Below are 26,078 nucleotides of genomic sequence, written 5' to 3'. Positions count from 1 at the left end.
CATCACCGACCAGTGCGTTTTCTGAGCACACATGGCTATGCATTCACTCATTTTATGGGTATTACCCTACAAATGAGTAATGAAATGGCACCACCTCCATACGATGCGCTCGGAAGGCTTTTGGTAGAACTCCGCCAAAAGGCGGGAATCGAGAGCCAAGCCGAATTGGCGACCCTCGTCAAAAGCAGCCAGCAAACGGTGAGCAGGTGGGAGGCGGGCCTATCCCGCCCGCGCGACAAGCAGATGCCTCTCATCGCAGCCGTGCTGAAGGCTGAGGTGGCCGACCTCTTCACTGCGGCGGGCTTCACCCAAAAGACGGCGGTGGTGAGTTTTGACCAGCCATTCCCGATTGACGGACTTACGCCGGACAGCTTTGAACGCTTCTGTCGGCACTTCTTACAGGCCATGTACCCCGAAGCCCGCGTCGAACATGCCGGCGGACAGGGACACACCCAAGATGGCCTCGACGTTACCGCCAACTTCCCCGACGGCACGACGTTCAGCTTTCAATGCAAGCGCGTCGATCAATTCGGCCCTCAAAAAGTGCGCGACGCAGTCGCCAAACACACGGCGGCGGCCGCGAAAAAGGTCCTGTTGCTGACCAAGATCGCGAGCCCGCAAGACCGCGCGGTCATCAAGAGTCATCCGGATTGGGAAATCTGGGACCGCGAAGACATCTCCTACAAGATCCGCCAGTTCCCCATCGCCGATCAGGTGAGGCTGGTCGATATCTTCTTTCGGGGTCAGCGCTTCGCACTCCTCGGTGTCAATGAAGCAGGCCCCTGGGAAACCAGCGACGAATTCTTTGCCGCCTTCAACAACGCTGAGGGCGTGTTCAACCATGTCTGGAACCTCGTCGGCCGCCGGGGCGACCTCGACGCCCTGAAGCAGGCTCTAAGTGAACCGAGCGTTTCAGCAGTCCTGCTGATCGGCACCGGCGGGTCCGGCAAGTCACGCGTTCTCAAACAGGCCGTCGAGGCGTTCGAAGCCGACAACAAAGGCATCGTTGTCCGCTACTTGTCGCGCAACGCCGAGTTGACAAAGAAAAGCCTTGAGGATTTGGGCGGTAAGGAGAAGTTGCTCGTCGTCGATGACGCGCACGACCAGAGCGATTTGCAGATGCTCTTCCAGTACGCTGCCGATCCTTCCAACAAGGCCAAGCTTTTCCTCTCCTTCCGTCCCTATGGGCTCGACCATATCAAGGCGCAGGCCAGCATCTTCTCCTTGGTCGGCCCATCCCTCAGGGAAATTGTACTGGAGCGATTGACCCAAGCAGAGAGCGAACAACTCGCGGGACAGGTCCTGAAGAAGCACGGTGGTCCGATTTCCGCTGCAAAGGACATCGCCCGCCTCACGCGCGACTGCCCGTTGGCCACCGTCGTAGGTGCTCAAGTCGTCGCTAAAGAGAAGCGGCGGTTGGATCTTGCTCAGCACGAAGACACCTTCAGGACGCTGCTTTTCTCGCGCTTTCAAACCATCATCGCAGGACAGATAGGAAACAAGAGCGAAGCGGAAACAATCAAAAACGTCCTACGGATGCTTGCGCTTTTACAACCTATTCATCCCGAAGATTCGGCTCTGCTTCACGTCATCGAGCAAGTTGAGAACGTCAAACCGCACGATGCTAGCCGTATCATGCGCTTGCTGACCGAAGCCGGCGTGCTGTTTAAGCGCGGTGCGCAATTCAGGCTCTCGCCCGACGTCCTGGCCGATTACATCATTGAGGAGCATTGTGTCGGCGCACTGGGTGCCTCATCAGGCTATGCCGAGACCGTCTTCGCGCATGCTAGCGAAAAACAAGCCGAACATCTCTTGATCAACCTCAGCCGACTGGATTGGCGGCGGTCAAATGGCGATCCCAGTAACAGCAAACTGGTCGACGGAGTCTGGAGTAAGCTCAAGCCGGAGCGCGATTACAGCGATCCACACATTAAGGCAGTTGCGGCGGTTGCCTACTATCAGCCCTCTAAAGCAATCGAGTTTGCGGAGCGGTTGATTCACGAAGGCAAGTTTCTCCAGCAACTCCCCGAAATTCTTCGCAACGCGGCGTTCAATTTTGCCCAAGTGCGCCCAGCCTGCGAAGCCCTCTGGGAGCTGGGCAAGCACGACAGCCGCCCGCTTGCGCAGCATCCGGAGCACCCGATCCGCATTCTAGCGGAATTGTGCGAGGTCCAACCGAATAAGCCACTAGTTTACAACGAAGCAATCGTCGATTTCGGGCTGTCACTCCTTGAGCGACCGGATGCATGGCAATACGCCTACACGCCGCTGGATATCCTTACACCTATCTTCGATACCGAAGGGCACATCACCGAATCCCACAATTTCTCGCTGACCTTCAAACCCCATTTCGTGAGGGTCGAGGCAATCAAGTCGCTCCGCGCTAAGGTGTTGACTCAAATCATCGACCTGCTTTTCGATCCGGAAATCCGTATCGGTGTTCTCGCGGCTGACGCGCTGAGCAAGGCTTTCAGATACCCGATGGGAATGTTCAATAGCACCGTTTCGCCGAAGACTCGGGACGAGTGGACCGGCGTTTTCGTCGAAGGCTTAAGTGCGCTCGAGGCCGCGCTCCGGGCTCGCCCCGTAGACGACCTCGTCCAGTTATCGGTATGGAAAGCGATCTCGTGGCACATTCAGTACGGAAAAGGCGACGCTACTGACGCGGCACGCCGCCTTCAGGCAGGCTTACCCAAATCTCTTGGCTTTCGGACTCTGACGGTGCTCGTCGATGGCCACGGCATCGAATTTCGGCGCATCGACCCGATCAAGCATCGGGAGAAGTGGGCCGCCCACATCTCTACGCTGGTTTCAGACCTGGAGACCACTTATCCCGGCGCAGAGGCGCGTCGCGCGTTCATCGGCAACCTTCTAGCGAGCATTGCCAGGAACTACAAACGATCGTCTGCGGTACCCTATACGCTGTATGAAGCCCTGACTCGGTCATCAATCGAGTTCGGTCGGGCCACTCTGGCTAACGCCTTGGCCCATTCTGAGTCGGAGACTGCCCGCTTTCTGCCCGGGGCCCTGATCGCCTTATGGGATCACAGCCCGGACGAAGCGCGCGCGGCAATCGAGAAGCTGCTTGCGACGGGCCGCGAACAATTCCTCGCCTCGGTTGCTCAGGCCTATTACCGGCTCTTGGCCAGCGGGCTCTACAACGAGGCCGATATCGCAGTCCTGCGCTCACTGCTCTCCAACCCGAACGCCTCGGTCGTCCGGAATGCGATCAATGCCCTTACGACTCTCCCCGAAGAGAACGTCAGCCTGGTCATCGAACTGACCCGTGCTGCAAATATCGGCGAATCAGAACAGCTCGCCGACGAACTGCTGACGGTCTTCTCGTTCAATGGATTGTTCAAGCATCTGGCGAAGGAGGACGTTGAATGCCTCCTGGACAAGCTGATGGCAATTGCCGAGCTGGACGGTCACTGGGTCGAAGAGTTTCTGGCGCAGGCGTCGCAGGCATTTCCCAGGGAGACCATGAACTTCTTCATGCGCCGCGTTGATCGAGCTGGTGAGAATGAGGAATGGAAGTACCGGCCGATAAACCACGGCCCCTATGGTCACGTGCCGCTCCGATTTCACGACTCCGGAATCTATCCGGAGCTGCTCAGGACGGTGGCAGAATGGATGAGAGCGGGCAAAGGCAAGCCTTTCCTGTTCGGCTACCGTGCCCGAGAGCTGTTCGAGACCTGTTTCCGGCCATTCGATGGGGAAACCGTCAAGTTCCTTGAAGAATGGATTGCGACATCGGACGAGCAAGACATGGATCTCATCGCCGGCATCCTCAACGAGGCGCACCATTCCTTCGTTTTCACCCATCGTCCGTTCGTTGAACGCTATCTGGAAAAGGCCAAGCAGGTAGGCCCGGAAGCGCTGAAGCGCGCAATCGGCGCCCTCTTCAGTTCGGCGATCAGCGGTGTCCGTTCAGGCGCTGCGGGAGAACCGATGCCGCGAGATGTCTCCATGAAGGAGCAGAGCGAGCAGATACTCCAATCACTCCCACGGTTTTCGCCCGCGCATAAGCTTTACGACGGAATCCGGAAACATGCCGAGGAAGGCCTCGCGGAGTCTCGGCACGTCAGGGAATCATTTGAAGACTGATGCTAGGTCATTGACATGAAGCAACCCGACCTATCGAAGCTGCTCAGGGGCGATTTCAGGATGATTTCAGTCGCGAGGCTGATGAGCATGATCGCCAACAATAGAGGGCATTGATATGGCCGGCTTCGAGGACACTCGGCTTTTCCATACTACCTCAACAGCCGGCGCCTCGGCTTGCTCGCTGACATCAATTTCGCAGTCGAAGCGCAAAACCCGCTCGCCGACAATTCGAGCGAACGGGTACTGGCAATGAGAGACGTTACCGCCACGGCTCAACAGCTGCTTCGCCAGGGTCGATTCCCAAACCTCACCGAGGTGGTTGCCACGAAGGACGTCGAAGGCAAACGCGCTCTGGGCTTTGTGTGGGGCGTATTTTCGTTTTCTGGCGCGGCCGAAGCGAGCAGGCGAGAGCAAAACGGAAAGCCGCCCAAGAATGCGACGCTGAGAGGAAACATCCCTCTGGCGACGGCCGAATACGAAATGTTTGGCGAGATAAGTAGCGCGCACTTCTTCTCCGACACGTCGGTCGGGGTGTTGAAGGGTAAGAAGCGCATGCTTGTTGCCGGCCACTTCGAATTCAACGGTCAAAAGGCGGAAGTCTTTCCTTACATCATCGGCGAAGAAATTGAAGGCGCTGTCCTTCCCATGCCCATCGCCACATCGATTCGTATCTATCCGCAGCAGATAGACCAATTCTCACGAATTGGGCAGAGGTCGCAGCCAACAGCCGCTGACCTCAGAGCAATCGAGAGCATGCCTGAAGCAGCGGTCAAACAGGCCTTCGCCGACATCATCGGGGAGCCTTACGTGTCTAAGGACTGGGGTGGCGAGAAATCTGACCTGCAGACCACGCGTTTGACGATCGACGACAAGCCGACGTCGGCAGCGTTTATTTTTAAAGGGCCATCCGTGCCTGGCCCACTCCATCCCGGCAACATGGGGAAACGCGGCGATCAGCTCATCCGTGCGTTCGAAGAGCCGGTCGATCTAATCATAGTGCAGCACTGCAACAAAATTGAGAATACCGTGGTTCGAATCACGGAGAGCCTTGCTTACGATCCGCGCCGGCCACGACGCTATTGCATCATCGACGGTGCCGAGACGGCTCACATTTTGTCTGCCTATGGCAAGTTGACCGCATAAAGTGAAAGCTAGCGATTGTACTTTCTAGCGGTAGCCGCGCTTAAGCTTCTGCGTCCAGCTCAAGGCCATCGCGATATCAGCCCTGCCGCGGCTCCGATACGTTTCAATACGAACCGTGCCGGCACGGCCGATACGACCCCATTCCCTGACGAGCGAGCATTCGCCGAACAACGTTGGCTGAACATCCAGCTTGTAGAACCTCGCCATGTTGCGGTCGTTGTCGATGCGGGTGAGCATGATTGCTGTCATGCGATTTCATCCTCTTGTTGTTGAAGCTGCAGTGTGCGCGAAATCGTGGAGGCGTTGCAGCCCAGCAGCTTGCCGATCTCACGCATCCCCCGCCCTTCTCGCTGCAGCGCTTTGGCATGATCAACTTGCTCCTGGTTGAGTTTCGGTTTTCTGCCAAACTTGCGTCCGCGGGCTTTGGCGCGCTCCCTGCCCTCTTTCGTCCTGGCCAGGATGAAGGCCCGATCGAGCTGCGCGAACGCCGACAGCATGGTGAGCATCGCGGACGCGGTGGGCGTATTGGTGTTGGCCCACGGCTCGGAAAGCGATTCAAAGGTCGCGCCCCGCGCCTCAATCTCATGGACAATATTAAGCAGGTCGCGCGACGATCGCGCCAGACGGTCAATGCGGGTAACCGCAAGGATATCACCTTCGTCGAGCGCGGCGATGGCGCGGGCAAGCTGTGGCCGATCGGCCCGCACGCCACTCATCTTTTCACTGAAGATCTTGACGGCGCCCGCTGCCTTTAACGCATCGACCTGGCCGGCATGATCCTGCTCGGAGGTCGACACGCGGGCATAGCCGTATTTCACTGCAGGTATTCTGCAACAGACTTACGCAACGGTCAAAGCCCGCAGCGAAACGATTGTCTACCCGTGTTGCATTTATTTTGATTTATGCAACGACATGCATTTCGAGCGGTCGCCCCCACAGGTATCCCCGCCTGACCGTCGTGTTCCGCTCCAGTCTTGATTTGCAAATAGGCCTGTTCCCGATCTAGTTGCAGCATGCTAGGCTGCCACTTTTCCATAAATGGGGCGGCCAATGTTTGGTCTCTTTGGAAGCAAGCCCAAGAAAAGCATCGACAACGAACTCATCCCCGAATTGAAGAGGACGGTCGTTCAGATACAAGAGGCGACCGGAATCAGTTATCTGGCAATCACCTTGCCGATGCTCTCGCTCGGCACTGCGTTTTCAATGGAGGGTAAAGGTGCTCAAGGGATCGCTCAGGCGATCAATCGGTTAAGCAATCAACTGGAAGAGGAGCAAAAGGCGCTCGGCTCCTTAAAAAATGCAGTGATGGACGTTGGTGTGCCGGATCTGCCGCGGCAGCACACGGATATAGCGGTCGACAGGCTCGCGGACTTTGCGAACTCATTTAACCAGAAAGGATACTCTCTCGACGAGGTGGGCCTGGCGATGTCGGCTGTTTCCAGTCAACTCGCTAAGGCCATGGACAAAGACAACCTGCTGGTAATCGGCATGTTGCGCAAGGAGATTGCGAGAGTCCGGGAGAAGTATCAGCGAGAACAATTCAGGCAAACCGCAAGCGGAGAAACTTGCACTGATGAATGTATCAACATTCTACTTCGAGCTGAGACTAGCGGGTTTAAAGTTGCAATTTCCAACGACAGAACGTTCGTTCTCAGCAAGGGCTCGAGCGTCAATTATCTGCGTTCCAACTGGGATATCAGGCGATTCGAGAGCGGCTTGAACGCTCAGACGGAGGCGAAGGAGGCCGATCGAGACCCTGTCGAGCGGCTGGTGGAGCAAGGGCACAAAGCCATTCGCGAGCAAAAGCTTGATAGCGCCATAAGCGCCTTCTCGGCGGCTCTGCGCATCTCTCCTGATGATCGCGACATTCATTTTCATCGCGGCGTGTCTTGGAGTAATTCCTACTATAACCGCGGCAACAAGCCAGAAGACCGCGACAAGGCCATAGAAGACTACACGCGGGCGATTGAGATCGACCCAGAATTCGCGGAAGGATATTTCCAACGGGCCGGTCTCCTATCTGCAAAGGGAGAAAGTGCGGAAGCGATAGCGGACTACAGTGAGGCAATCGACGCAGGTCACAAGGCATCTAGCGCCTACTACTGCCGAGGCCTACTTTGGCAACGCACTGGCGAAGCCGGAAAGGCAAACGCAATAGCGGATTTTGCTGGGGCGATTCAAACCGGAGACCGGGAGGATCAGTTTATGGCGCTCTTGGCTCGCGCAGACGCGCATCGTGAGTTCGGAGACCTCGAGCTGGCCCTTGATGATTTGAACGCAGCCGACGCTTACCATCCGCAAGGTCCTCCTGGCCTCTATGGGACGCGCGGGGAAATTTTGATGAAGCTTGGCAGGCACGCCGAAGCCGCAGCCGATTTTGGGAAAGGTATAGCTGCCGCGTCGCCTTTTGCTTCGCCTGATTTTGTTGCGAACATGTACCAACAGCGCGGACGGTGCAGGTCTCAGCTCGGCGATATACCGTCGGCCCGCCAAGATTTTGAGAAAGCAGCTCAACTGCAGCAGCAACGCAGATAACGTCGTGCTCCGAAATGATGACGCTATTATTCTTATTACGGAGCCATACCGAGCTCCAGCTACAAGCGCTATCTCAACCAAAATGAGTGCGCATATCCGATACTTTGAAAATCAAGAGTCGGCATAGCCGCCCACGCAGCTCGGATTTCGCATGACCGACAGCTATGAAAGTATTTTGCATCGCCGCTACCGCTGGCCCAAAGGTGGCGACCGCATAGCCCAACATGTTGAAAAGCCAACAGACGCTTACGTCTCGCAAGAGCCATACGAGCGGGCCATGTTTATTTGGAGGGGATACTTCAGAGCGGGCAAGCTACTTGCTGAGGAATGCGGACGGAATCCCTTCGACACCAACTACCTCGTCTATCCAATGATGTTCAACTACCGCCACGGGCTCGAAGTGGCTATGAAAGAGATCATCGTCGAGTATGGGCACCATGTCAGCGTCTATCTCAGCGATGACAGAGACCACAACTTGCTCGACCTTTGGCAGGTTTACCAGGAGCTGAACAATGCTCTAAACCCCCAAGCCGGAGACATCGCTGACAAGACAATAGGCCTAATAGTTCAGGATTTCCACGGGCTCGACAAAAGTGCGGTCGCCTTCCGGTATTCGACCAATAAGGATGGTGCAAAGTTCAAGCTCGCAAATGGAGTAGTCACGGTCGAGCGGCTTAAAGACGTCATGGAGGGATGCGAGCATTATTTCGAAGCGTCGGACGATTTTTATCATGCGCTGGTACAGAATGGTCCCAGCTTAAGCGATTACTGAACCTAACTTAGAAGAAGCGGCCATTCTCTGTGGTTGTAGTTGATCCAGGGGCAACGGATGGCGGAATCAAAGGGCGTGCAAAAGCTGGCTGAGGAGTATCTCGTCGGCACCATCGGGTTCATCTATTCGGTCCTGGCCACCATATTCTTCATCTTCTGGTCGCCCCTTCGGGTCGCGCGCGAAAACCGCGCCGGACGCGCGCTTCCATCTTCAGTTGCACTGCTTCTGTTCGTCTTCCCGGTGTTCTACCTTGGCAAGTGGATTGGCGACATTCCCGAATTCGTCGCCGGTCTCGAGTTCTCGGGCCTGAGCTGGTATCAGCAGCTAATTCTGGTTACGCTGCTTTTCATCCTGATCGACTGCTTCGTGCGAACAGTTTCGCGGTGCTTCAGCCGCGACGAACGCAGGTTCCGCAGGAATAGCGAGCGCCTGCGTTATGCTGCAGCGGGCTCTATTGTTGCGTTTGACGCGCTTTCACTTGTCCTTCCCGTCTACGACCGCGGGTTGATTTTCTGGGTTTTTGCCATCGTCGCAAGCTATCCGCCTGTTGCCGTGCTAGGGGCCATCTTGCGCACGCGCTTTCGCGCCCAAGGCGCCTCGGTAGCCTTCGTCTACTTCGTGGCCTTCGCTATCAGCTGCCTGGTCGTGGCGGCGACGGTAGCGGGTATTATCTACGGTCAGGATCTCGTTCAAAACCAGATTGAAGCGCTCCGGCCTACGCCGCCGAAGCCTAAAACCTACGCTGCCTCAACGGAGGTCACAACGTTACGCTGTTCGATCATGACGGACGGACGCGTGGACATCCTTGCAGTGGTCGAGAACAATGGCGACTTTGCCATTCCTTTCGCGCAGGATGAGTTCACGATCACATTGACACACCGGCTACCATACCGGCTGGTTATCGCGCCGTTTGATCCCCAAAAGCCATCTCCGCCGCAACAACGGGAACAATCAGCGATATTCCCGTTGCGGGCCGACAACGGTGGCACGCTCTTTCTGCTGAAGAAGGGGGACGCAGAAATGTTTTCCTTCTCGATCAGGCCCGCAGCCAACGCTTTGGCCTGGCCTCTCAAGGACACCAACAGCTGCACTTTCGGGCAGGACAAGGCTCACATCGCGGGAAGCCGCGCAGACGTCGTCATAGGACAAGCGCCCATTACCCTGAAGTGACACTCCCGCGTACTTACAGCAGGCTGCTGAGCGCGGGCTTGTTTACGTCTGTCAGTGGCTCCTCGAGAGCGAAAAACAGAGTTGCAGGTTTTCGGTGCGCGAATCGGCCAGAATTTCCTTATCGCTGCGATATCTTTCAATAACCCGGCGCAGCCGTCGCTTCTGTTCCTCTCGAGGCGCCGATCTAATATGCGGGAACGTGCGGCGGATGTCATCGGTACTTGTACCAGGTGCCAGCTTCTCTTCGTTGAGGGCGTAGAACCAGACTTGAAAGACCTGGACCGCCAGTGGCAGCTTTTGCGTAACGCTTTGGTAATCCCACCACGCAACGAACAGCGCTCCGTCGTTCATCGTATCGTCAAAGGTGGCCAGGATTGCATCGTCGTCGCGTAGCTCCCCTCCCCGATCCGACATGTGCTTGAACGCGTTCCAGAAGCGCCGCTGCAGCGTGCGCAGCTCTTTTATGTCGAGGCCGGGATTGTTTTCGAGCATGTGCGTGGAGAACGGCCGGAGATCTTGGTGGGTCGCGATCGACTCAATCAACTCTGCACCACCGCAAGCCAGACATTGCACCGATACCGGGTCTTTGTCGCGCAGGAACAGCTCCATGGCCGTCCCCAACTGATGCCTTGCTACGTCAAGTTTCGTAAGCATTGCGCCCATTCCTCATATGCTAGCCCTCAGGCGACGAGCTTCTGCCACTTTGACTTTGGCAATCATTTCGGCTTCCAATTCGTCGCGGCGCTCTCCAAAATGAACCTCACGGTGCTCACCAGGACAGATGGCAATGACATTAGTCATCCTATCTGCGCCGTCATTTGCCGCCAGAATATGATGGCACTCGAGGTATCGCGCTCCGTTCGCACACTTAAAGCCTAGCTTTCCGCAAAACTCGCACTTACCAGCCGCTCGCCTTCTTACAGCTTCGCGGACCTGTGGATCACGCGCATATCGTATACCCGAATAACTTGTATACGCCGGATCGTCGGTTCCGAGGTCATCGATGGCATCGTCGTACGCCACGCTCTCCATTCCTGCTAAACGTCGCCTTCGTTCGGCTGATGGCATGAGTACGCCAAGATGTTTCCAGGCACTTTCACCACTTTTGTCCTTCAATTGCTCCAGCGCTAAGGCGATTGCTTCGAAGTCTGCGTTGGTAAAAGTGTGCCCTAACGAACGCTTGATGATGCCTTCCCTGATTCCTGGTTCGATAAAATCGGCAGTCCAAGCATTCGGGTTGATCTTGTTATTCGTATCCAACACGGTAACGAGCGCGAGCAGCGGAACTTCCGCTAAAGCTGCTGCGGCATCCAGCAAGTTACACACCTGCGCGATGGCGCGAGCGTGGTTTCTCGGTCGGCCGACGCTTTCGGCTGCGGTCTGATAAGTAAGAAACTGATGGGAGGCAGCGGCAGAAACAACGACCGGCAGAAGCTGGCGGGCAGTCTCGTATTGCTTGGTCATGCCACCCTGTCCTCCTTGTCAGCGCCGCGCAGAACGATTTTCAGGCCATCATGACGACGCCGAACAGCCAGCGAATCGCGTCCCTGTTCTTGGTGATCGAATATAGATTGCACATTGACCGACCTGTGGGGCCTGGAAACCTAGTCCGGCCGCAAATCCTAGTGGCATTGCCGGCCATCACAAGGCCCGCTGTAATGCCGTCCATGGGCACAAAATCGCGGGAGGTCATCTGGGGCGGCCAGATCATGGGCGCGGAAATTCACGCCAAGCACGCCCGGCAAGAAGCCAAAAAGGCGATCCGCGAAGCCGACCGCGCCGAGGCCTTAGCCTGGTCGGTCCGGATGGAGGGCTACGGCGGACCTTCGCAACCCTCTCCGACAATCGGTCAATGCATCAACGGCGGCATGGAGTGGCTTGAGGTCGAGTGCAACCGTTGTAAGACGCGCGCGAGCCTTCCGCTCAGTGCGATCCGACGACCACGCGATACGCCGATCTGGAAACTTGAAGCATCGCTCAAGTGCCGATCATGCCGCAAAGGCCGCTACGCTCCGCCTGTCCATATGATCAAGCTCACCGAGACGCGAAGCATCACACCCTACAAATGGGTGCACCCGACTGAAGAACGCTAGACCGACGATATTCAGTCATTAGCCTAACGGCTGCACGACGACCGGATCATGGCCGCCAGTGTTTGCCTGCCGGATAAAAGCTTCCGCCGCCGCAGCGGTCGGTGCTTCGACCGACCAAATGCCAATAGATCGGCTTGTCGGGCTCCATGTAATTGATCCCAGGCGACGTTTCTCGGACGGTAAAGCGACGCATCGAAACCTCCTGAAAGTAAGACCGTCGAATCAACAGATCCAATGGGACGAGGCCATCGGGGCCTTTCCTGGGCAACAGACTTTGCATAAGCGAGGATAATTCGAGCGGCAAGGAATTATCCTCGCAGAACGAACGCAGCCTATTGTTTTTCTTCGCAAAAAAGATTGCCGACGCAAATCATCTCGCTGGCGTTCTGAGAGCGCAAACACCAATCTGAGCGCACAAATTGAGAGGGAGAATCATCATGGCAGACGTGAAGCGCGGACGCCCCAAGGGCTCCGGTAAAACGGACGGACCAACTCTTGATCTCGTGGCGAACGCGATCGTGAGAGACCCCAAATTGAAGCCGACCACCGCGATGCTCCGGATCATTAGGAGCCGCACCGACTGGAACGCCACAGAGCCGACCCTCTTGAGAAGGCTGCAAGGCAAATGGAAGGAGGAGAGCGCAACGCTTCTGAGCGCGGCACGGGAACGTGCTTCCCGTGCGATCGTCCCGACCAGTCCTGCCGACACTAGCTCCCCAGCGCTGTCCGTCTTTGAACAGTGCCAAAGGTGGCTGGATTCTCCAGTCGGAAAGGCAGCGATGGGGTATGTCAATTCAACCACCTTCCAAGAGCATTTGAGCCAGGTCACCTCACCGGGCTTTCAAGCGGAATTGACCCGGGTTGAAAAAATCGCACGCGGAATGATCGATGACGGCACGCTGAGCAAGCGGATATCAAAGATGCAGGAATTAAATGACAGGATCTTCGGGCTCGACAAAGGGCGACGCGGCCCCTGGTAACTGCATTTGTGCTGATTGGACTTGTGCCGCAGTCCTGCGTCAACCGTTGCGCCCTCTAAGGTCGGCACATCTGCATTTGGCCGGAAACAGGATCGACCCGGAAGCTGTACCATGTCGCCGGACCGCAGACTTCATTGCCGGTGTTCACTAAGGCCAGCGTTCCGCTGACCCGGACAGTCCCGCTGGTTTGTTCGGCGATCATGTTGACACTGCCGCTGACGATTCGATCCGCATTCGCGGAAGCTCCTGTGATGCTTACTCCGTTCACGACAAAGCTTGTGGCACTGATGGTGCCGGATACTTCGAGCGTGGTGGTGGGGTTGGCGACGTTAATGCCGATGAGATTGGCGTTGCTAGTGCCGGAGCCCAGGTTGCCCCAGATGGCGTTGCCGATATTAAGCTGGTTGCTGCCGGTGGCACTGAAGGCATCGGTATTGGCACCGATGACGATGTTTTTGGCGCCAGTGGTGAGCGCGGTGCCAGCCTGGGCGCCGACAAGGGTATTGCTGCCGCCACTGGTGAGGCTATAGCCGGTTTGGAAACCAAGGAGGGTGTTATAGCTACCGGTGGTGAGGCTGATACCCGAGCGGTAGCCCAACAGGGCCGCGCCGTTGTAATTGGTAGAGCCGCTAACACCGTAGCCGGCGCTTTGGCCAATGATCGTGTTGAACAGTCCAGCCCCGGCGTAGCCACCTGCGCTGTTGCCGACGGCGGTATTGTAGTTGCCGTTGCCGTAGCGCAAGGATTCGTTCCCGACAGCGGTATTTGCAACCCCGCCGACGTTGCCAGCGAGGGCGGCGGTGCCCAATGCTGCGTTGTAACTGCCGGTGGTATTGGCGGACATGGCGCTTTTACCGACCGCTACGTTATATTGACCGGAAGTATCGGCATAGAGGGCGGCGCTCCCCACCGCGGTATTGTAAAGGGCGCCGACGTTGTTCATGGAATAGAGGGCTTGGTTGCCGATGGCGGTGTTGGCGGTGCCAGCATCGGTGACGCCGCCCATGGCACCGACGCCGAAGGCGGTGACACCCGTGGGGGTAATAGCCTGCACAACACCGGGGCCGGCGAGGATTGTGCCCAGTGACGTACTGGCTGAGACGTCTTTCAGGTCATTCAGTGAGACGGTTTCCGACAGATTGGCGCTAGCGCCAGTGATGCTGACACCGTTGACGACAAGGCGCGTGGCGCTGACGGTGCCGGAGACTTCGAGCGAGGTAGTGGGCGTAATGGTGTTGATGCCAACGAGGTTCGGCTTGAGGCGCATGGTTTCCTGGCTGTTCACATAGAACGACAGGTTGTTGTAGCTGGCTGTGTTGATGCTGGTGGTGCCATCATTTTTGAAGCCATAGCCCGTTGAGGAGAAGCTTCCGGTGCTGGCGATGGATGCCGTGCTGCCTCCCCCAGACGAGCTATAGATAGTGAGGGCCTGGCCACCCGAGGGACCGATGACGGTGACGCTGCCTGCGACGTGGAGCGTACTGCTCGGTTGGCTGGTACCGATCCCAACGTAGCCGCTGCTGACAATGCGCATGGCTTCGGTGCCGGAAGTTAAGAAGGAAAGGTACTGCTGGGTTTGGTGGCCGGTGATACTGTTATTGACACCTCCCCAATACAGGCCTTGTAGAGAGCTGAGATATATTGGGTTATTAACGACCGTAAGCTTGCCGCCGAAATAGCCGCTAGTGCCACTGATGGAGCCCGTGCTGCTGACGCCAATCGTCACCAACCCACGCGTAGGATCGAACCATCCGGTATTTACGCCACTCTGCGTAAGCGAGACAAAGCCCGTGCTTGAAATGGCCAGCATGCTCGTCGTGCCACTGGTGATGCGGTCGGTACTTGCCGCACCGACGTTGGTCAAACCAGAACCATCACCAATAAATTGCGCGGCAGTAACACTGCCGCTGACGATCACGTTGCCTGCTGTCGTGAGACTGGGCGCCCAAGTTGGGCAGCCGATGTCCCCGGGCCGTGAGTGGTCACCGATGCAAAGCCGATTGGTGTTGTTGCCGAGCGTCGACGAGATGGTGGCCATGTTGCCCCAATCCTGGGCCACGGCGGCGCCAGCCACAGAGGCGAGCATCAATCCGAGTAACACGGAGCGCATGCTCCGACAGTAAGGCCAAGCCGCTGAACTGTATCGTCAGGCGTCTAGTTTGGCGGCAGCGGTGTGGCAGGCGCCCATAAGGGAAAGAAAGGCCCCCGGCGAACCGACGGCCCTTCTCAGCATCAAGGGGTACATCCGCCCTTAGTGATGCCAGAACAGTGCGAGCAACAAAACGATCGGCAACGGGATGCCGAGAAGCCAAAGCAAAGCACCTCTACCAAAGCCCATGTTGTCCTCCTCAGTTGCGTGAAGAAAACGCGCAAGAGCGCGCCCAGTTCCGGGCGAGGAACCAAGCGTCCCTGTCATGCATTGATTGCAAAACGGGAGGCCAGGATGGCAGTCAACAAACCGGTCGGCGACAATGCCCGCAAGGGCGCGGTGAAGAAACGTACGCAATTGAAGAACCCGCTCACGAAGACTTCGACCAAGCGCAACAAGAAGGGCGGCCAGTTCATGGCCGTCAAGAAGAGCGCGAAGAAATTCAAGGGCGTCCGCAAGGAGAAGTGATGGGCCGGTTTCTGATCGGCATCGTCATCGTCAGTATCGCGCTAATTCTCGCGGTGTACCTTCACGTCCTCGCTCTCTAGGACCTTGCTGATATCAGGCTGCTCAAGTCCGTGGGCTTGCTGGCATTCGCATGGCATTCCCGCGCCACATTGGCAGCCGTTTTCATTCCAAGGCTGAAATGGGTGGTTCTCGCAAACCCAGCCGAGGCCGAAACAGGTCTGGCACTCCGGGTCGATCATGCGGCGATGACCGGGCGGTGCCGCTGATAGGCCTCGATCGCGCGGCTGGCGAGCATCAGCTTCCGGCGCTCGCCCTTGAGGACCATCTCATCGACGGTCCTCAGGAGGAAGCTGCTGGCTTCAGCCGCATTTCCCAGTTCGCCGGTACGCTCTAAATAATTCCAGGCGATCTGGATGGAATGCTCGATAAGCCAAGGAATGGGTTCGCTCATTAACGCAGAACCTGCCGCTCGACCGTCCGTTCCTAAGTCGGCGGCTGCAATCCCGGCGACTTCGCCCAATCGTCAAGGTGGCTGGCAACGTCGGCCTGCCGAACCTTTTTGATGAGAGCATCCCGCTTGGGACCGGGTGGAAGTCTTGCGGCCTGAGCTTTTGTCTCTTCAGACCAGGCCGTCAGCCGCTCTTGAAGCGTAAGCACTTGTTTGAATCGGCGCCGTTTCTGCATGGCGCGCTCCTTTCCCTTCAGAGGAGGGCGTGAGAGCAATGGCCTCTCAACGACCGATGCTCACCGCGTACGGCGATACCCCCAAAAGTAGTTTCCTGAACGGCGAGCGCTATAACAAAAGTCAGTTTCTCAAGAGCCCCTTGAACGAACTCGCGCGCAACAGCCCTTCCGACGTGATGTCCCGGAATTCGATCTCCGCTGAGAAGACAGGCTCGACCCATGTGGCCTTAGGGTTTTTGAGTTGCTTACTCAGCTTGCTCTTCGGGCTCACCACGGTGTCCAGCGCTTTCCGGATTTTGCCGGACGTCGACCGGTCCCAGCCCGTGCCGACCTTGCCCATGTAAACCAGGTCTTTCCCTTCCTTCTTTCCGAGGTAGAGAGCGGCAACACCCGAGGGGTCCTTGACGAACCCCACGACAGGGAATTTACCCTTCTGCACGGTCTTAATCTTCAGCCAGGCCTCGTTGCGCTCGGAGCGGTACGGCGCGTCTGCCCGCTTCGAGATGATGCCTTCATAATTCAGCTTGGCGGCGGCTTCGAACATGTCGGTGCCGTTTCCCGTGAGATGCTCGCTGTAGAGCGCCGGGACCTCGATGCCGTGGGCATCGAACAGCTCCTTCAACGCCACCTTGCGCGCAAGCTGCGGCGTTTTGCGCAGGTCCCTGCCGTCGAGCCAGAGAAGGTCAAAGGCATAGAACACCAAACGGTCCTGGCGGCCGCCGGCGAGCTCCGCCTGCAATTCCGAGAAATTGGTCCGGGCCTCGTGGATAACGACCACTTCACCGTCGATGATGGCCTGGCCCGGGACATCGAAGGCACCCGCAATCACCGAAAAACGCTTGATCCAGTTGTGGCCGTTGCGGGTGAAGGCCTTCCGGCTCTCCCCTTCGATGTGGAGCTGAATGCGGTAGCCGTCGTACTTAATTTCGTGAAGCCACTGCTCTCCCGAGGGAGGCTGGCTCTTCAAGGTGGCAAGCTGCGGTTTGATGAATCCCGGCATCTCCGCTGAAGCGGTACGCACTCGGGGCTTGGTACGCTTGACCATTACGCTACTCAACAAAGACGATTATCGAACCTAGCTTAAGAACCTCGGGCCGTGCGGCGTTCCCGTGGGCAATATCGACGATACGGAGCCGCCGGAGCGCCGAAAAGATAGCAGCCCAAGGCAGCCGGGGCCGCTTGACTCCAAAAGAACAAAATGAGAACATTTTGCCGGTCCCACTGAATGCGGAAACGGCCGATGTCTCAAAGTCCCACGCCTATTCCGCAAGGCGACGAGGACTCGCTTGAGGAATCTGTCGACCAGGCCCTTGCCGCGTGCGGTGGCGACGTCCGCGCAACCATCAAGGCGTTGATCGTGGCAAACCAGTATTTGGAATCGGAAGTTGCCGAGCTGATGAAGTCAGTTTCTCACGCATATGCGCGCGGAAGATTTCACCCCTACAATGGCTAGGAGCGAAGGAGATGTCGGAAGTCACCTACTACGTCGCGCTGCCCTTTGTCGCCGCTGACGACGGCATTGCACCTGGCGAGCCAACCGAGTGCTTCAATCCCAATGCGGCGGTCATGCGGGCCGAGGCGCTGTCCCGAAAGCCCGGTCACGTCGGCGCGCTTGCTTTTTCGCGGACGGGTGATCCAGCCTCCGGTGATTTCAGCGACGCCAAGCTGATCAGGAAGTTCGGCGAGGTACCAACCGACCTGAGTGCGCTTTAGCGCGATGGAAAGCCCCTCCCCGCCCTGGCGTGAGCGGGTCAAGACCGCGTGGCGCCCATCGGGCTTGGCCTTGACGCGATCGGGACAGGGTGGCCCCGGTTTCTGCATAGCGGAGCGAAGCGGAGCCAAGAGAAATGCACCCGGTGCGCGCATTAGTGATAGCGATGCTGTAGGCAAATGCGTGACCGAGTGCGGCGACGAGACCGGTTAAGAAGGCACCCGGCGCACGCAGCAGTGATAGCGGTGCCGCAGGCAGCTGCTTGACCGAGTGCCTCCGGCGAGGAGTGCATTATGCCTTGCGTGAGGGATTGTCACCCGCATCGGCGGAGACAGCATAGCGGCTCCGGGCAAAGCCTAAAGCCCGTCCGAAGGCACGCCCGCTTTTTGATAACGGCGTGGTGTTGGAAAACCCGAACGCTTTGGCTATTTGACTTCCGGTGAATCCGTCGCAGGCAAAGCAGCGTGGCCTATGCGCCAGCCTACCGGATCAAACATCACCCGCCGTCGCCGATACTTCTCGAACTTCAACATTGGTTTTTGATCATTAAAGTAGTTGCCCACCTGACTCTTGAATGCTTCAGCATCGTTCCAAAGACCGACTGTCACGTATGATCGAAAGTTACCAAGGGAATCCGGATCTAAATGCCAAGTGGTGTCAGGAAATTCTTTGACAGGAAGCGAGTCGCTTAAGAATTCCGCGATAAGGCCGGTGCGATCACCAATAGTGTTGTTACCTTTCCAGTGATCAAGAAAGGCCTGCACGTTTTCGTCATCCGGTCTAATGCGCCAATGAATGAGAACCGCGATCATCGTTGGCCTTTCTCGAAAAGGTTGGCATAATGGAAATGCAGCAATCCGTGTGGCACTCGCGTTTTAACAAGCTAACTACGTACTTACCAGCCTGTGACGCAATGGCACAAATTGTTCTGCACCGAACGCCAACTCAGCACTGAACACCGGATAAGAGTGGCTCCCCCGTAGGAGAGCCTTAGCATTTCGCAAACAGGATGAAGGCGGCGGCAAAGCGCTCCCGAAACCCCGCATCGCCCGGCATCGCGATCACCGCTTCAGTGACCAGCTGCGCTTCGGCGAGCGCTTCAACAGCTCGAATGAATTCATCCTTGCGCCAGGTTGGCCAAGACGTCCTTTCGATGAGGTCGCGGAACGCCCTCACAAGCTCATTCGCTTCGGCTAGGGAAGCCGCATCTAGTCAGGCTCCTGGTCGGGCTGAGCCTTCGGTTCGCGCAGCACGATCTTTCCCGACACCGCAAGGCCGGGCGCGATCACAATGTTGAACCCCTTGCCATCATCGTTCGGCCACGCAGCGCCGATTCGTGTCCATGTCGCCTTCCTGCCATCGCCACTCACAACAAACGCGTCATGCGAGGGCATTTTACTCTCGGCCATCAGTTCTTCCTTTTCAAACGAGGGATGTTTCCAGCGAGACGCTGTGTGCCGATGCTGACGCAATCCAGCCGGGCGTAAAGTTGTCAGGCGCTTTTGTTGATCAGCGAACGAGCACACATCAGCAGCACGGAAAACTCGTATTCACGATTTCACGTTTCCACGACGCGGGGTGCCGGGGTGTCCCCCGCCGCAGTGAGGTGCGGAGTGCGGCGCACGCGCTCCGCTGGCCGCTGGATGGCGCAGCCCTAAGCGGCCACGGGAAGGGTTTTGGGGAGGCTCCCCTCCCCGATGCCGGCGTGCCGGCACTCGCGCTGCAAGCGCCCTCACTACAGTCAAAGACCAGTAGTGAGGGCGCGAGCTACACGCACGGCGCTAAGTTTGTCGGACGAGTTCTCTCCGCGGTTGCACAATCATTCTGCATTTCGTGCCGGTTAGGCACGGGTTCTGCACGAGTCGAGTGCCGGCGAGTGCCAGAAGTTATTCGCCAGGCCGTACGACAGTGAGAGCCACCCCCGGCCGTCAGGCCACGACCATTTCAAAGGAGCAAGATGATGTCGACAAGACACAAGCGAGCCGGGCGTTTCCCGGCAATTCCGCCGCCAGTGCATCCCTCCGGGCAATGCCGGCTGCGTGCCGATAAGAGGCAAGTAACGACAAGGAAACGCAACAACTCGGCAATGCCGAAGCACAGCATGGAAGGAGCTGGCCGCATTCCCGGTCGCGTACCGGTCACAGACCAAACGAGGCAATGCGGCGTCGCTCGCCGTATTGAATCGACCAGTCCGCCAGCATGGCGGGCCGCAGCAAGCCAAGGCTTCTGCGGCGGTCATCAACACTAAAGAGGATAATGACGATGGACGCGCTCGCCTATGACCTCAAAACCATCGCCCTGGGCGATGGCGTAGGGTCATACCTGACGCGCAACCAGCGGCACCGGGGCTTGCAACTCATGGCGCGCGAGCTACGCGGGCTCGGGTTCAAGCTCCCGGCCGCGTCATCGTTGAAGCCGCGCCATGTCGAGGCGCTGGTTGGACATTGGCAGACGTCGCGGCTTTCGACCGGGACAATGAAGAACCGCATGGGCTGGCTGCGCTGGTGGGCCGGGAGGGTCCGCAAACCCAACGTGGTGCCGCGCGATAACCAGAGCGTCGGCATCGAGAAACGCGTGGCCTTCAACGGCAACCGCGCCCACGTCACCCCGATCGAGCAGCTCGCCACCCTGCCCTACCGCATGCAGCTGGCGCTGCGCCTGCAAATGGCGTTCGGCCTGCGGCTTGAAGAGAGTTTGAAATTCCGCGTGAGCCACGCCGACAAAGGCGATCGCCTGGCCATGCAATCGAGTTGGTGCAAGGGCGGTCGCGCCCGCGAGGTCCCTGTGACGCACCCGCGCCAGCGGGCGTTGCTTGACGAACTGCGTGAAGCCGTCGGCGATGGATCGCTCATCCCGCAAGGAACACGCTACATTGATTTTCGCAAAGAGGTCGAACGTGTGACCTGGGGCGCTGGCATCCGCAATCTTCATGGTCACCGGCACTGGTACGCGCAATGGCGCTACCAGGCACTGACCGGTCGCCCCTGCCCTGCTGCGGGCGGCGCCACGTATGAGCGCATGTCCCGCGCCGAGAAAGCGGCGGACTTCCGCGCCCGCATGCAGATTTCGAACGAGCTGGGACATGGCCGATTGGCCGTCACCGACACCTATCTTGGCAGTCGCTTCGCAAAGGCGCAGAATCGGGGCACATGAAAGCCCCTCTCTCGAAGTTCATCCCCGAGCTGGAAAAGTCCTATACGACGGCCCTGGAGAACCTGGCGGCCACACACCTGCGCCACGACAAGATCAAAATCGCTCTGCACAATGCAGCCAAGAACGGTCACCGCTCTCTCCGCATCGCCTTGCCTGGCGGCATCGACCTGAGAAAGACGGACGGCGCCGAGATGTTTAAGGAATGGATCAATCAAAACGGACTCTCTGCAGAATGGCAAAGCCGCGTGGCGACAACCGAGGACGGTCGGCAGGCCACCGGCTTTGACGTTGAGATTTCCTGGTAGCCGCCCTACTCTCTTTGCGTTCCAATCGCAGGCCTACGCAACATGAAATATGCCCTTGCAGGCGGTAAACGCGTTGAAGCCTACCTCGAAGGTAGAGCGACATGCCCCGTTTGTGGTAGCGAAGTTATTGCCAAATGCGGCACGCACAGAGTTCATCACTGGGCCCATCGGGGAATTCAAGATTGCGACTCTTGGGTTGAAAAGGAAACCGAATGGCACCGAGCGTGGAAGAACTACTTCCCGGCTGAATGCCAAGAGTTTGTCCAACACGATGGTCAATCGGGTGAACGGCACATTGCTGATGTCCGCACCTCTCATGGCCTTGTACTTGAGTTTCAGCACTCGCACCTCAATTCGCCGGAACGAGCGGCACGCGAGGGCTTCTATGGAAATATGGTGTGGGTTGTTGATGGCACCCGCCTGAAGCGGGACTACCCACGGTTTGTGAAGGGAAAGGATCAGCTCAGGCGCACCAATAACCAGGGATACTTCCTCCTCTCCTTCCCCGAAGAATGCTTTCCCGCCACGTGGCTCGATAGTTCCGTACCAGTCGTCTTCGATTTTCGTGGTGTGTATCAGAGCCAACCACCGGATGCGTTTAAAGACGGACTTTGGTGCTTGCTTCCGGGACGCGCAGAAGGAAGTGCCGTGGTTGTCTGTATGTCGCGCGAAGAATTTATAAAAGTGGCTCCAAGCCGCCCTCAGTTGCTCGCCGCCCAACAAATCGTAACCGACTTTGCTCGACGCATTCGGGAGGCGCGCGCAGCGGATGCGTTTGCGACCCAACGCTTTACCGGAATGCCTGGTGGATGGAGGCCGCGGCGGCGATCCATCCGTCTTTGAGATGTAAGCGCACACCTGAAAATCGCATTTGCGATTTGCCGCCATGCTGGCATAGCAGCGCACTAGTATACTGCTGTACTATTACAATAGACCTGGATGGCCAGACCGTTCTAGAAATTCTCGCAAAGCGTCCAAGTAGATGTCATGAGGCTTGCGGTCAGTGATGAAGGCGATTTCCTGCATCTTCTTCTTTGCTTTAGGCGGTAGGTACAACATCACGCGCTTGTAAGTTGCCCGCACGGTTCCTTCTTGCCGCTTCGCTGCCTTACGGAATTCGCCCCCGGCCGGCTCTGCGCGAGGCGCGGCAGTTTCCGGGGTAATTTCCACCACATTATCGGGTTGCGCGACGGCCAACTGAACGGGCTTTGGGCGCAGCAATCCGTCCAAACCCGCAGCAGCTGCAACAGCGTTACGCGCGGCGTCGCTCTTGCTGCTCACCGGTCTTCTCCTTGTTGATACGTTTCCTGCACCAGGCCCAAAATTCGGCAACCTCGTCGGCAGCTTTTGACTCGGGCGCATGTTCACTGACACCGAGGCCTAGAGCATAGCTGTATTGAAAGTCCATCCGTGAGGCCAAAGAGATCGGGACCACTGGCCCGCTTTGCGCCAGGCCCGTCATGACAGCCGACGTGAGTTTGGCAGCTTTGTTCGGTGTGGCTTGATTTACGACCAGCGCAAAGTCGCGGCGCATGGTGTGCAGCGCTTCCATGGTGGTGCGCGTGGCATGCAGGTCAGGCCCGGCGGGGCGTACGGGGATCAAGCACAGGTCAGCGACCCGCATTGCCGCACGAGTGGCGTGACCGTCCTCCCCCTTCGTATCGATCACCACTAGCGAAAATCCAGCTTGCTCCAGCGCTGTAAGGGTTTTCGTGAGATCGGCCGCGGACTCATGTGCAACAACCGGGGGCGTTTCGGCTGTTCGGGTGTCGAACCAGTTGGTCACCGTGCCTTGCGGATCGAGATCGATAAGGCAAGCCTTCTCGCCAGCAGCCTCGGCAGCCACAGCGAGGTTGATGGCGAGCATGCTCTTGCCCGTGCCACCCTTTTGATTGACGAAGCTGACGATTTTCATGTGCCTACCCTAATGCAGGGATGCACACCACTGCTATGGCAGTACAGCAGTTCGCTGATAGGCTGTTACAGCACTACAACAGTACGGCAGGACACTGCTTATGCAGTATGCTGGCATAGCAGTACAGCAGTGCAACAATATGTCAGCATGGATATGTAGCAGCATGGCAGCGTAACAGTACGACTGACGCGCCGAGCTGAAAACCGCGCTTTCTGCAAGTTCGACGTCGATCATAAGTGCTCAAATCATTGGCGCCTTACTCGTGAGCGGGAAGGGGAAGCGCTATTGTCCACTGAATGCAGCCGCTCAAGCTCGATCTTATGTCACGCGAGGCGTTCGCGGACTTGGGCTTACACGAACGAAATGGCTACCTACAAAAGCTCGCGAGCGAGTTCGCCGAAAAAACCGGTCGTCCGACTATTGCCTTGGGGCAAGATGCACTGGCCCGGCTTCGTCGTTTCTACCTGCGCCGAAGCTTCGCCGATCTGGAGAGGGGGAAAGTCGACCTTAAAATTTCCGACCCCGAACTGGCAGCTGCGTTGCGGAGCCTTGGCGAAACCATCAAGGACAGCGAGCGCCAGGACGACGTTGTCGGCGCGCTTAAGTCGGAATTGCCAGGACCGATACTGCGAAAAGCCCCGACGGATGATCACCAACTCTCGCTTTTTGTGCCGGTGATCTATGACGCTCCGCTTAAGGACGACGTCAATCTCATGGATATAGCGCCCTTCACGATGTCGAAAAATCGGAGAACTACTGGGCTTCGTTACGAGCTCAACGACTGTATCGTCACCGTTGACGGAAGCGCGGAGCACGGCCTTGCCACCGTGTTCGACTATGACATTTTCCTCCACATGGTCACGTACCTGGCCGAGGAAGCGCGTCGGTATCACATCGACATAAGCAAGGGGTTGCGTCCCAATCTACCGCCACAAGTCTACCGGCCAAAGGCATCGCACATTCTGAAGTTCTGCCGTCGCGGCTCAGGTGGGCTGCAATACAAGAGCCTGGAAGCCGCACTCGATCGCCTATCGGGCACGCGTTTGAAAGTAGCCAATCTCCGCGGTGGCAGGCGCCGCGAGGTGGTCAACGTCCCTCTGATCGACAAGTACCGTGTAGTGAGTGCCACCTCGAACGGGCATGTCGATGATATCGAAATCTATATTCCGAGCTGGGTGTATGAATCCGTGGTGCGGGAGAAGGGGAAGCCGCAGATTTTGACACTCAATCCGGACTACTTCCTCATCAGCCAAGGGCTAGGTCGGATGGTCTATCGACTAGCCCGGCGAGCTGCAGGCCGGACCGAGGCGCGCTATTCAATTATCGAGGTCCATAAGCGGAGCGGCTCGCCTCAGGCGTTGCCACAATTTGCGCAGATACTCAGGAAGCTCGTGGCGCATAGCAAGATGTTCCCGCTCCCGGATTATGATCTTGATCTAATCGCGGGCCAAAGCGGAGAATTGCTTTGGATGCGATACCGTGGGGAAGGGGCGAAACTGGGCAAGGCCAAAGCTCCGCTACCTTTGCTGGCCTGATTTTGACAAACGGTTTTGACAAAACCGTATATCACCTACCGAGCGCCGATTTTTGACAAAGCATTTTGACAAAACCGTATATCGCCTATCCGGGAGCGAGAGACAAAGGCGTTTTGACAAAGGCGTTTTGACAAAGCCGTATTTCACCTACCAAACCCCGTATATCAACTATGGCAAACCGTATATCGCCTATGACAAACCGTATATCATCTATCGCGAGGCCGTAGATCACCTATTGGTTTCCAGCCCAAGCGCATGATGTAGTTAGCGGAATTTTGACATATCCCCAGGGTCGCTTCGCCTAAAACTATTTAAAACTATGAATACCTCTTAAAACGCCTGCGGCTGAATTTTTCACTCTCTTTTTGAAGGGAAGGGGGGGTGGCGCATTGCCAACAACGAGGATCATTTGGATCCAGACCGGCGTTCAAACGAGCTGGCGCAGGAATTAAAGAGTCTTTCTTCTCAAAGCGAGGCCAGCCGCACTATCGCGACGGAAAGGCCTTAAAAGACCGTACGGCTCGTTCAGAGAGCAAGACGAGCGGCACGCAAGCACACCGCTCGCCTGTAACTATCAATCCTTTGAGTATGTGGCCATAGAGTCGCCGCACACCCGTTCGCCAAAACTCGCGGAATGCGTCGCTGTCGACGCGCCAGAAACCTTCTGGCCAAACGTAGAGCCAGAAACTTGCACGGCCGCGCCGCTGGCGATTTCGCCGAACGAAGCCGAGTGCGTGGGAGTCGATCCACCGGTCGCGAACTCGCCGAAGGATGCGGAATGCGTAGGTTTACCGAAGATGCTCACTGAACTTCTCCTGTTTATCAGCGTCGGCGTTATGCCGGGCTGATCACGTATCCGTCCGAACCGGACGGAAATCTCTCGTCCCCCGTAACATCGTTCCGGCAGCCTCAGCCGCCGGGCATCTGAACCTTTAAGCCGCAGAACTTCTCCTGAAACTCCGCGACCTTCGACAGGAACGCGTCGATCTGTCCCGGCGCCAGGTTGTTGAGGCGCACCTTGTTGCTTTTCTGGTCGCCGTACCGCGAATGAACCGAGACTGTGTTGGCCTCGCTGCCGGCCAGGGAGACGATACCGAAGTTGCCCGACATCGTCGGCGCCACTTCGAGGCGGTTGAGCTTGCCGAGGTCGGCGGTAGTGGTCTGGGCCTCGCGCGTTCCGGCGTCCACGGTGAACCGGAACAGGCAGTGCTCCGGCTCCTGCAGCTCGTATCGTTTCGTCGGGCCGCGCGTGCCCGCCGCGACAAGGGTATTCACGTCATGCTTCTCGAACGTCATTGCCATGATGTCCGATCGCAGATTGTACTCGGCGCCGACAACATCGGCGGCTGCCTGCAGCC

The 26,078-nt window shown here is 57.5% G+C and carries 28 protein-coding genes; 15 read left to right on the top strand and 13 right to left on the bottom strand.

Annotated features, from left to right (window positions below; translation table 11 throughout):
* Nucleotides 1-84 precede the first annotated feature (84 nt).
* Genes PMI42_RS00140 through PMI42_RS00135 form a run of 3 tightly spaced genes read left to right on the top strand, consistent with a single transcriptional unit; the run spans nucleotide 85 to nucleotide 5,250 of the window.
* Nucleotides 85-4,107 (top strand): P-loop NTPase, encoded by a 4,023-nt coding sequence (locus PMI42_RS00140; RefSeq protein WP_008129379.1) that lies wholly within the window; start codon nucleotides 85-87, stop codon nucleotides 4,105-4,107.
* A gap of 15 nt (nucleotides 4,108-4,122) precedes the next feature.
* On the top strand, nucleotides 4,123-4,221 hold the full coding sequence (locus PMI42_RS40725; RefSeq protein ID WP_008129377.1) for an XRE family transcriptional regulator: 99 nt from the start codon (nucleotides 4,123-4,125) through the stop codon (nucleotides 4,219-4,221).
* A 60-nt stretch (nucleotides 4,222-4,281) separates the two neighbouring features.
* Nucleotides 4,282-5,250 carry a hypothetical protein gene (locus PMI42_RS00135; protein WP_008129376.1) on the top strand — a complete coding sequence of 323 codons (969 nt, stop codon included), beginning with the start codon at nucleotides 4,282-4,284 and terminating at the stop codon, nucleotides 5,248-5,250.
* A 24-nt stretch (nucleotides 5,251-5,274) separates the two neighbouring features.
* On the opposite strand, the gene PMI42_RS00130 is transcribed toward PMI42_RS00135, so the two are convergent.
* Together PMI42_RS00130 and PMI42_RS00125 are read right to left on the bottom strand one after the other, a co-directional pair.
* Nucleotides 5,275-5,499, bottom strand: a complete 225-nt coding sequence (locus PMI42_RS00130) for a WGR domain-containing protein (RefSeq protein WP_008129375.1) — start codon at nucleotides 5,497-5,499, stop codon at nucleotides 5,275-5,277.
* Nucleotides 5,496-6,068 carry a recombinase family protein gene (locus PMI42_RS00125; protein WP_008129374.1) on the bottom strand — a complete coding sequence of 191 codons (573 nt, stop codon included), beginning with the start codon at nucleotides 6,066-6,068 and terminating at the stop codon, nucleotides 5,496-5,498. Before PMI42_RS00125 ends, PMI42_RS00130 begins: the two co-directional genes overlap by 4 nt.
* A gap of 232 nt (nucleotides 6,069-6,300) precedes the next feature.
* Here PMI42_RS00125 and PMI42_RS00120 point away from each other — a divergent pair, with 232 nt between their 5' ends.
* The 3 genes from PMI42_RS00120 (at nucleotide 6,301) to PMI42_RS00110 (ending at nucleotide 9,727) form a co-directional block, all read left to right on the top strand.
* Complete coding sequence (locus tag PMI42_RS00120; RefSeq protein WP_035964081.1) at nucleotides 6,301-7,785, top strand: tetratricopeptide repeat protein; 1,485 nt, start codon at nucleotides 6,301-6,303, stop codon at nucleotides 7,783-7,785.
* Nucleotides 7,786-7,936: 151 nt separating this feature from the next.
* Nucleotides 7,937-8,557, top strand: a complete 621-nt coding sequence (locus PMI42_RS00115; protein ID WP_008129370.1) for a hypothetical protein — start codon at nucleotides 7,937-7,939, stop codon at nucleotides 8,555-8,557.
* Between the two features lie 57 nt (nucleotides 8,558-8,614).
* Nucleotides 8,615-9,727, top strand: coding sequence for a hypothetical protein (locus PMI42_RS00110; RefSeq protein ID WP_008129368.1), 1,113 nt, complete (start codon nucleotides 8,615-8,617; stop codon nucleotides 9,725-9,727).
* A 51-nt stretch (nucleotides 9,728-9,778) separates the two neighbouring features.
* On the opposite strand, the gene PMI42_RS00105 is transcribed toward PMI42_RS00110, so the two are convergent.
* Nucleotides 9,779-10,336, bottom strand: a complete 558-nt coding sequence (locus tag PMI42_RS00105; RefSeq protein ID WP_157195677.1) for a hypothetical protein — start codon at nucleotides 10,334-10,336, stop codon at nucleotides 9,779-9,781.
* A gap of 57 nt (nucleotides 10,337-10,393) precedes the next feature.
* Nucleotides 10,394-11,191, bottom strand: a complete 798-nt coding sequence (locus PMI42_RS38850) for an HNH endonuclease signature motif containing protein (protein WP_008129366.1) — start codon at nucleotides 11,189-11,191, stop codon at nucleotides 10,394-10,396.
* A gap of 203 nt (nucleotides 11,192-11,394) precedes the next feature.
* On the opposite strand from PMI42_RS38850, the gene PMI42_RS00100 reads away from it, so the two are divergent.
* Nucleotides 11,395-11,820: a hypothetical protein gene (locus PMI42_RS00100; protein WP_085969336.1), complete on the top strand. Its 426-nt coding sequence runs from the start codon at nucleotides 11,395-11,397 to the stop codon at nucleotides 11,818-11,820.
* A gap of 437 nt (nucleotides 11,821-12,257) precedes the next feature.
* Nucleotides 12,258-12,800 carry a hypothetical protein gene (locus PMI42_RS00095; RefSeq protein WP_008129361.1) on the top strand — a complete coding sequence of 181 codons (543 nt, stop codon included), beginning with the start codon at nucleotides 12,258-12,260 and terminating at the stop codon, nucleotides 12,798-12,800.
* A 55-nt stretch (nucleotides 12,801-12,855) separates the two neighbouring features.
* Here PMI42_RS00095 and PMI42_RS00090 read toward each other — a convergent pair whose 3' ends face one another.
* Nucleotides 12,856-14,838 (bottom strand): beta strand repeat-containing protein, encoded by a 1,983-nt coding sequence (locus PMI42_RS00090; RefSeq protein WP_157195676.1) that lies wholly within the window; start codon nucleotides 14,836-14,838, stop codon nucleotides 12,856-12,858.
* Nucleotides 14,839-15,243: 405 nt separating this feature from the next.
* On the opposite strand from PMI42_RS00090, the gene PMI42_RS39855 reads away from it, so the two are divergent.
* On the top strand, nucleotides 15,244-15,417 hold the full coding sequence (locus tag PMI42_RS39855; RefSeq protein ID WP_008129358.1) for a hypothetical protein: 174 nt from the start codon (nucleotides 15,244-15,246) through the stop codon (nucleotides 15,415-15,417).
* Between the two features lie 235 nt (nucleotides 15,418-15,652).
* On the opposite strand, the gene PMI42_RS00085 is transcribed toward PMI42_RS39855, so the two are convergent.
* Both PMI42_RS00085 and ligD read right to left on the bottom strand, forming a co-directional pair.
* Entirely contained in the window at nucleotides 15,653-15,868 is a 216-nt protein-coding gene (locus tag PMI42_RS00085) for a hypothetical protein (RefSeq protein WP_008129356.1), read from the bottom strand.
* A gap of 354 nt (nucleotides 15,869-16,222) precedes the next feature.
* Nucleotides 16,223-17,146 carry a non-homologous end-joining DNA ligase gene (gene ligD, locus PMI42_RS00080; protein WP_008129355.1) on the bottom strand — a complete coding sequence of 308 codons (924 nt, stop codon included), beginning with the start codon at nucleotides 17,144-17,146 and terminating at the stop codon, nucleotides 16,223-16,225.
* Between the two features lie 195 nt (nucleotides 17,147-17,341).
* Between ligD and PMI42_RS00075 the strand changes: the two genes are divergently transcribed.
* Nucleotides 17,342-17,554, top strand: a complete 213-nt coding sequence (locus tag PMI42_RS00075) for a hypothetical protein (RefSeq protein WP_008129353.1) — start codon at nucleotides 17,342-17,344, stop codon at nucleotides 17,552-17,554.
* An 11-nt stretch (nucleotides 17,555-17,565) separates the two neighbouring features.
* On the top strand, nucleotides 17,566-17,814 hold the full coding sequence (locus tag PMI42_RS00070; protein WP_008129352.1) for a hypothetical protein: 249 nt from the start codon (nucleotides 17,566-17,568) through the stop codon (nucleotides 17,812-17,814).
* Nucleotides 17,815-18,237: 423 nt separating this feature from the next.
* Here PMI42_RS00070 and PMI42_RS38845 read toward each other — a convergent pair whose 3' ends face one another.
* The 3 genes from PMI42_RS38845 to PMI42_RS00060 all read right to left on the bottom strand — a co-directional run bounded on the left by PMI42_RS38845 (nucleotide 18,238) and on the right by PMI42_RS00060 (nucleotide 19,221).
* Nucleotides 18,238-18,624, bottom strand: a complete 387-nt coding sequence (locus PMI42_RS38845; protein WP_157195675.1) for a hypothetical protein — start codon at nucleotides 18,622-18,624, stop codon at nucleotides 18,238-18,240.
* 178 nt (nucleotides 18,625-18,802) lie between these two features.
* A complete protein-coding gene (locus tag PMI42_RS00065) occupies nucleotides 18,803-18,988 on the bottom strand; it encodes a hypothetical protein (RefSeq protein WP_035964076.1) in 186 nt (61 codons plus the stop codon).
* 32 nt (nucleotides 18,989-19,020) lie between these two features.
* Nucleotides 19,021-19,221, bottom strand: coding sequence for a hypothetical protein (locus PMI42_RS00060; protein WP_008129350.1), 201 nt, complete (start codon nucleotides 19,219-19,221; stop codon nucleotides 19,021-19,023).
* 853 nt (nucleotides 19,222-20,074) lie between these two features.
* Here PMI42_RS00060 and PMI42_RS00055 point away from each other — a divergent pair.
* From PMI42_RS00055 to PMI42_RS37695, 3 genes are read left to right on the top strand one after another with little or no spacing between them, the layout of a single operon-like run.
* Entirely contained in the window at nucleotides 20,075-20,965 is an 891-nt protein-coding gene (locus tag PMI42_RS00055) for a phage integrase N-terminal domain-containing protein (RefSeq protein ID WP_008129348.1), read from the top strand.
* On the top strand, nucleotides 20,962-21,270 hold the full coding sequence (locus tag PMI42_RS00050) for a hypothetical protein (protein ID WP_008129347.1): 309 nt from the start codon (nucleotides 20,962-20,964) through the stop codon (nucleotides 21,268-21,270). The genes PMI42_RS00055 and PMI42_RS00050 overlap by 4 nt, the downstream gene beginning before the upstream one ends.
* A 42-nt stretch (nucleotides 21,271-21,312) precedes the next feature.
* Nucleotides 21,313-22,113 carry a competence protein CoiA gene (locus tag PMI42_RS37695; protein WP_008129345.1) on the top strand — a complete coding sequence of 267 codons (801 nt, stop codon included), beginning with the start codon at nucleotides 21,313-21,315 and terminating at the stop codon, nucleotides 22,111-22,113.
* An 81-nt stretch (nucleotides 22,114-22,194) separates the two neighbouring features.
* Here PMI42_RS37695 and PMI42_RS00040 read toward each other — a convergent pair whose 3' ends face one another.
* Nucleotides 22,195-22,551: a hypothetical protein gene (locus PMI42_RS00040; RefSeq protein WP_157195674.1), complete on the bottom strand. Its 357-nt coding sequence runs from the start codon at nucleotides 22,549-22,551 to the stop codon at nucleotides 22,195-22,197.
* Nucleotides 22,523-23,185, bottom strand: coding sequence for an AAA family ATPase (locus tag PMI42_RS00035; RefSeq protein WP_008129342.1), 663 nt, complete (start codon nucleotides 23,183-23,185; stop codon nucleotides 22,523-22,525). The genes PMI42_RS00040 and PMI42_RS00035 overlap by 29 nt, the downstream gene beginning before the upstream one ends.
* Nucleotides 23,186-23,481: 296 nt before the next feature.
* Between PMI42_RS00035 and PMI42_RS00030 the strand changes: the two genes are divergently transcribed.
* Nucleotides 23,482-24,720, top strand: a complete 1,239-nt coding sequence (locus PMI42_RS00030) for a replication initiator protein A (RefSeq protein WP_008129339.1) — start codon at nucleotides 23,482-23,484, stop codon at nucleotides 24,718-24,720.
* 909 nt (nucleotides 24,721-25,629) lie between these two features.
* On the opposite strand, the gene PMI42_RS00025 is transcribed toward PMI42_RS00030, so the two are convergent.
* On the bottom strand, nucleotides 25,630-26,078 hold a 449-nt coding region (locus tag PMI42_RS00025), incomplete at its 5' end, for a hypothetical protein (protein WP_035964069.1).

Source organism: Bradyrhizobium sp. YR681 (assembly GCF_000282615.1).
GTDB lineage: Bacteria > Pseudomonadota > Alphaproteobacteria > Rhizobiales > Xanthobacteraceae > Bradyrhizobium.
The sequence above is the reverse complement of the archived record's forward strand: the minus strand, read 5'-3'. Positions and strand labels throughout refer to the sequence as shown.

Coding starts and splice junctions, on each gene's coding strand:
- PMI42_RS00140 (WP_008129379.1), top strand. CDS start 85: ATGGCACCACCTCCATACGATGCGCTCGGAAGGCTTTTGGTAGAACTC.
- PMI42_RS40725 (WP_008129377.1), top strand. CDS start 4,123: ATGAAGCAACCCGACCTATCGAAGCTGCTCAGGGGCGATTTCAGGATG.
- PMI42_RS00130 (WP_008129375.1), bottom strand. CDS start 5,499: ATGACAGCAATCATGCTCACCCGCATCGACAACGACCGCAACATGGCG.
- PMI42_RS00120 (WP_035964081.1), top strand. CDS start 6,301: ATGTTTGGTCTCTTTGGAAGCAAGCCCAAGAAAAGCATCGACAACGAA.
- PMI42_RS00115 (WP_008129370.1), top strand. CDS start 7,937: ATGACCGACAGCTATGAAAGTATTTTGCATCGCCGCTACCGCTGGCCC.
- PMI42_RS00110 (WP_008129368.1), top strand. CDS start 8,615: ATGGCGGAATCAAAGGGCGTGCAAAAGCTGGCTGAGGAGTATCTCGTC.
- PMI42_RS00105 (WP_157195677.1), bottom strand. CDS start 10,336: ATGGAGCTGTTCCTGCGCGACAAAGACCCGGTATCGGTGCAATGTCTG.
- PMI42_RS38850 (WP_008129366.1), bottom strand. CDS start 11,191: ATGACCAAGCAATACGAGACTGCCCGCCAGCTTCTGCCGGTCGTTGTT.
- PMI42_RS00100 (WP_085969336.1), top strand. CDS start 11,395: ATGGGCACAAAATCGCGGGAGGTCATCTGGGGCGGCCAGATCATGGGC.
- PMI42_RS00095 (WP_008129361.1), top strand. CDS start 12,258: ATGGCAGACGTGAAGCGCGGACGCCCCAAGGGCTCCGGTAAAACGGAC.
- PMI42_RS00090 (WP_157195676.1), bottom strand. CDS start 14,838: ATGGCCACCATCTCGTCGACGCTCGGCAACAACACCAATCGGCTTTGC.
- PMI42_RS39855 (WP_008129358.1), top strand. CDS start 15,244: ATGGCAGTCAACAAACCGGTCGGCGACAATGCCCGCAAGGGCGCGGTG.
- PMI42_RS00085 (WP_008129356.1), bottom strand. CDS start 15,868: ATGAGCGAACCCATTCCTTGGCTTATCGAGCATTCCATCCAGATCGCC.
- ligD (WP_008129355.1), bottom strand. CDS start 17,146: ATGGTCAAGCGTACCAAGCCCCGAGTGCGTACCGCTTCAGCGGAGATG.
- PMI42_RS00075 (WP_008129353.1), top strand. CDS start 17,342: ATGTCTCAAAGTCCCACGCCTATTCCGCAAGGCGACGAGGACTCGCTT.
- PMI42_RS00070 (WP_008129352.1), top strand. CDS start 17,566: ATGTCGGAAGTCACCTACTACGTCGCGCTGCCCTTTGTCGCCGCTGAC.
- PMI42_RS38845 (WP_157195675.1), bottom strand. CDS start 18,624: ATGATCGCGGTTCTCATTCATTGGCGCATTAGACCGGATGACGAAAAC.
- PMI42_RS00060 (WP_008129350.1), bottom strand. CDS start 19,221: ATGGCCGAGAGTAAAATGCCCTCGCATGACGCGTTTGTTGTGAGTGGC.
- PMI42_RS00055 (WP_008129348.1), top strand. CDS start 20,075: ATGGACGCGCTCGCCTATGACCTCAAAACCATCGCCCTGGGCGATGGC.
- PMI42_RS00050 (WP_008129347.1), top strand. CDS start 20,962: ATGAAAGCCCCTCTCTCGAAGTTCATCCCCGAGCTGGAAAAGTCCTAT.
- PMI42_RS37695 (WP_008129345.1), top strand. CDS start 21,313: ATGAAATATGCCCTTGCAGGCGGTAAACGCGTTGAAGCCTACCTCGAA.
- PMI42_RS00035 (WP_008129342.1), bottom strand. CDS start 23,185: ATGAAAATCGTCAGCTTCGTCAATCAAAAGGGTGGCACGGGCAAGAGC.
- PMI42_RS00030 (WP_008129339.1), top strand. CDS start 23,482: ATGCAGCCGCTCAAGCTCGATCTTATGTCACGCGAGGCGTTCGCGGAC.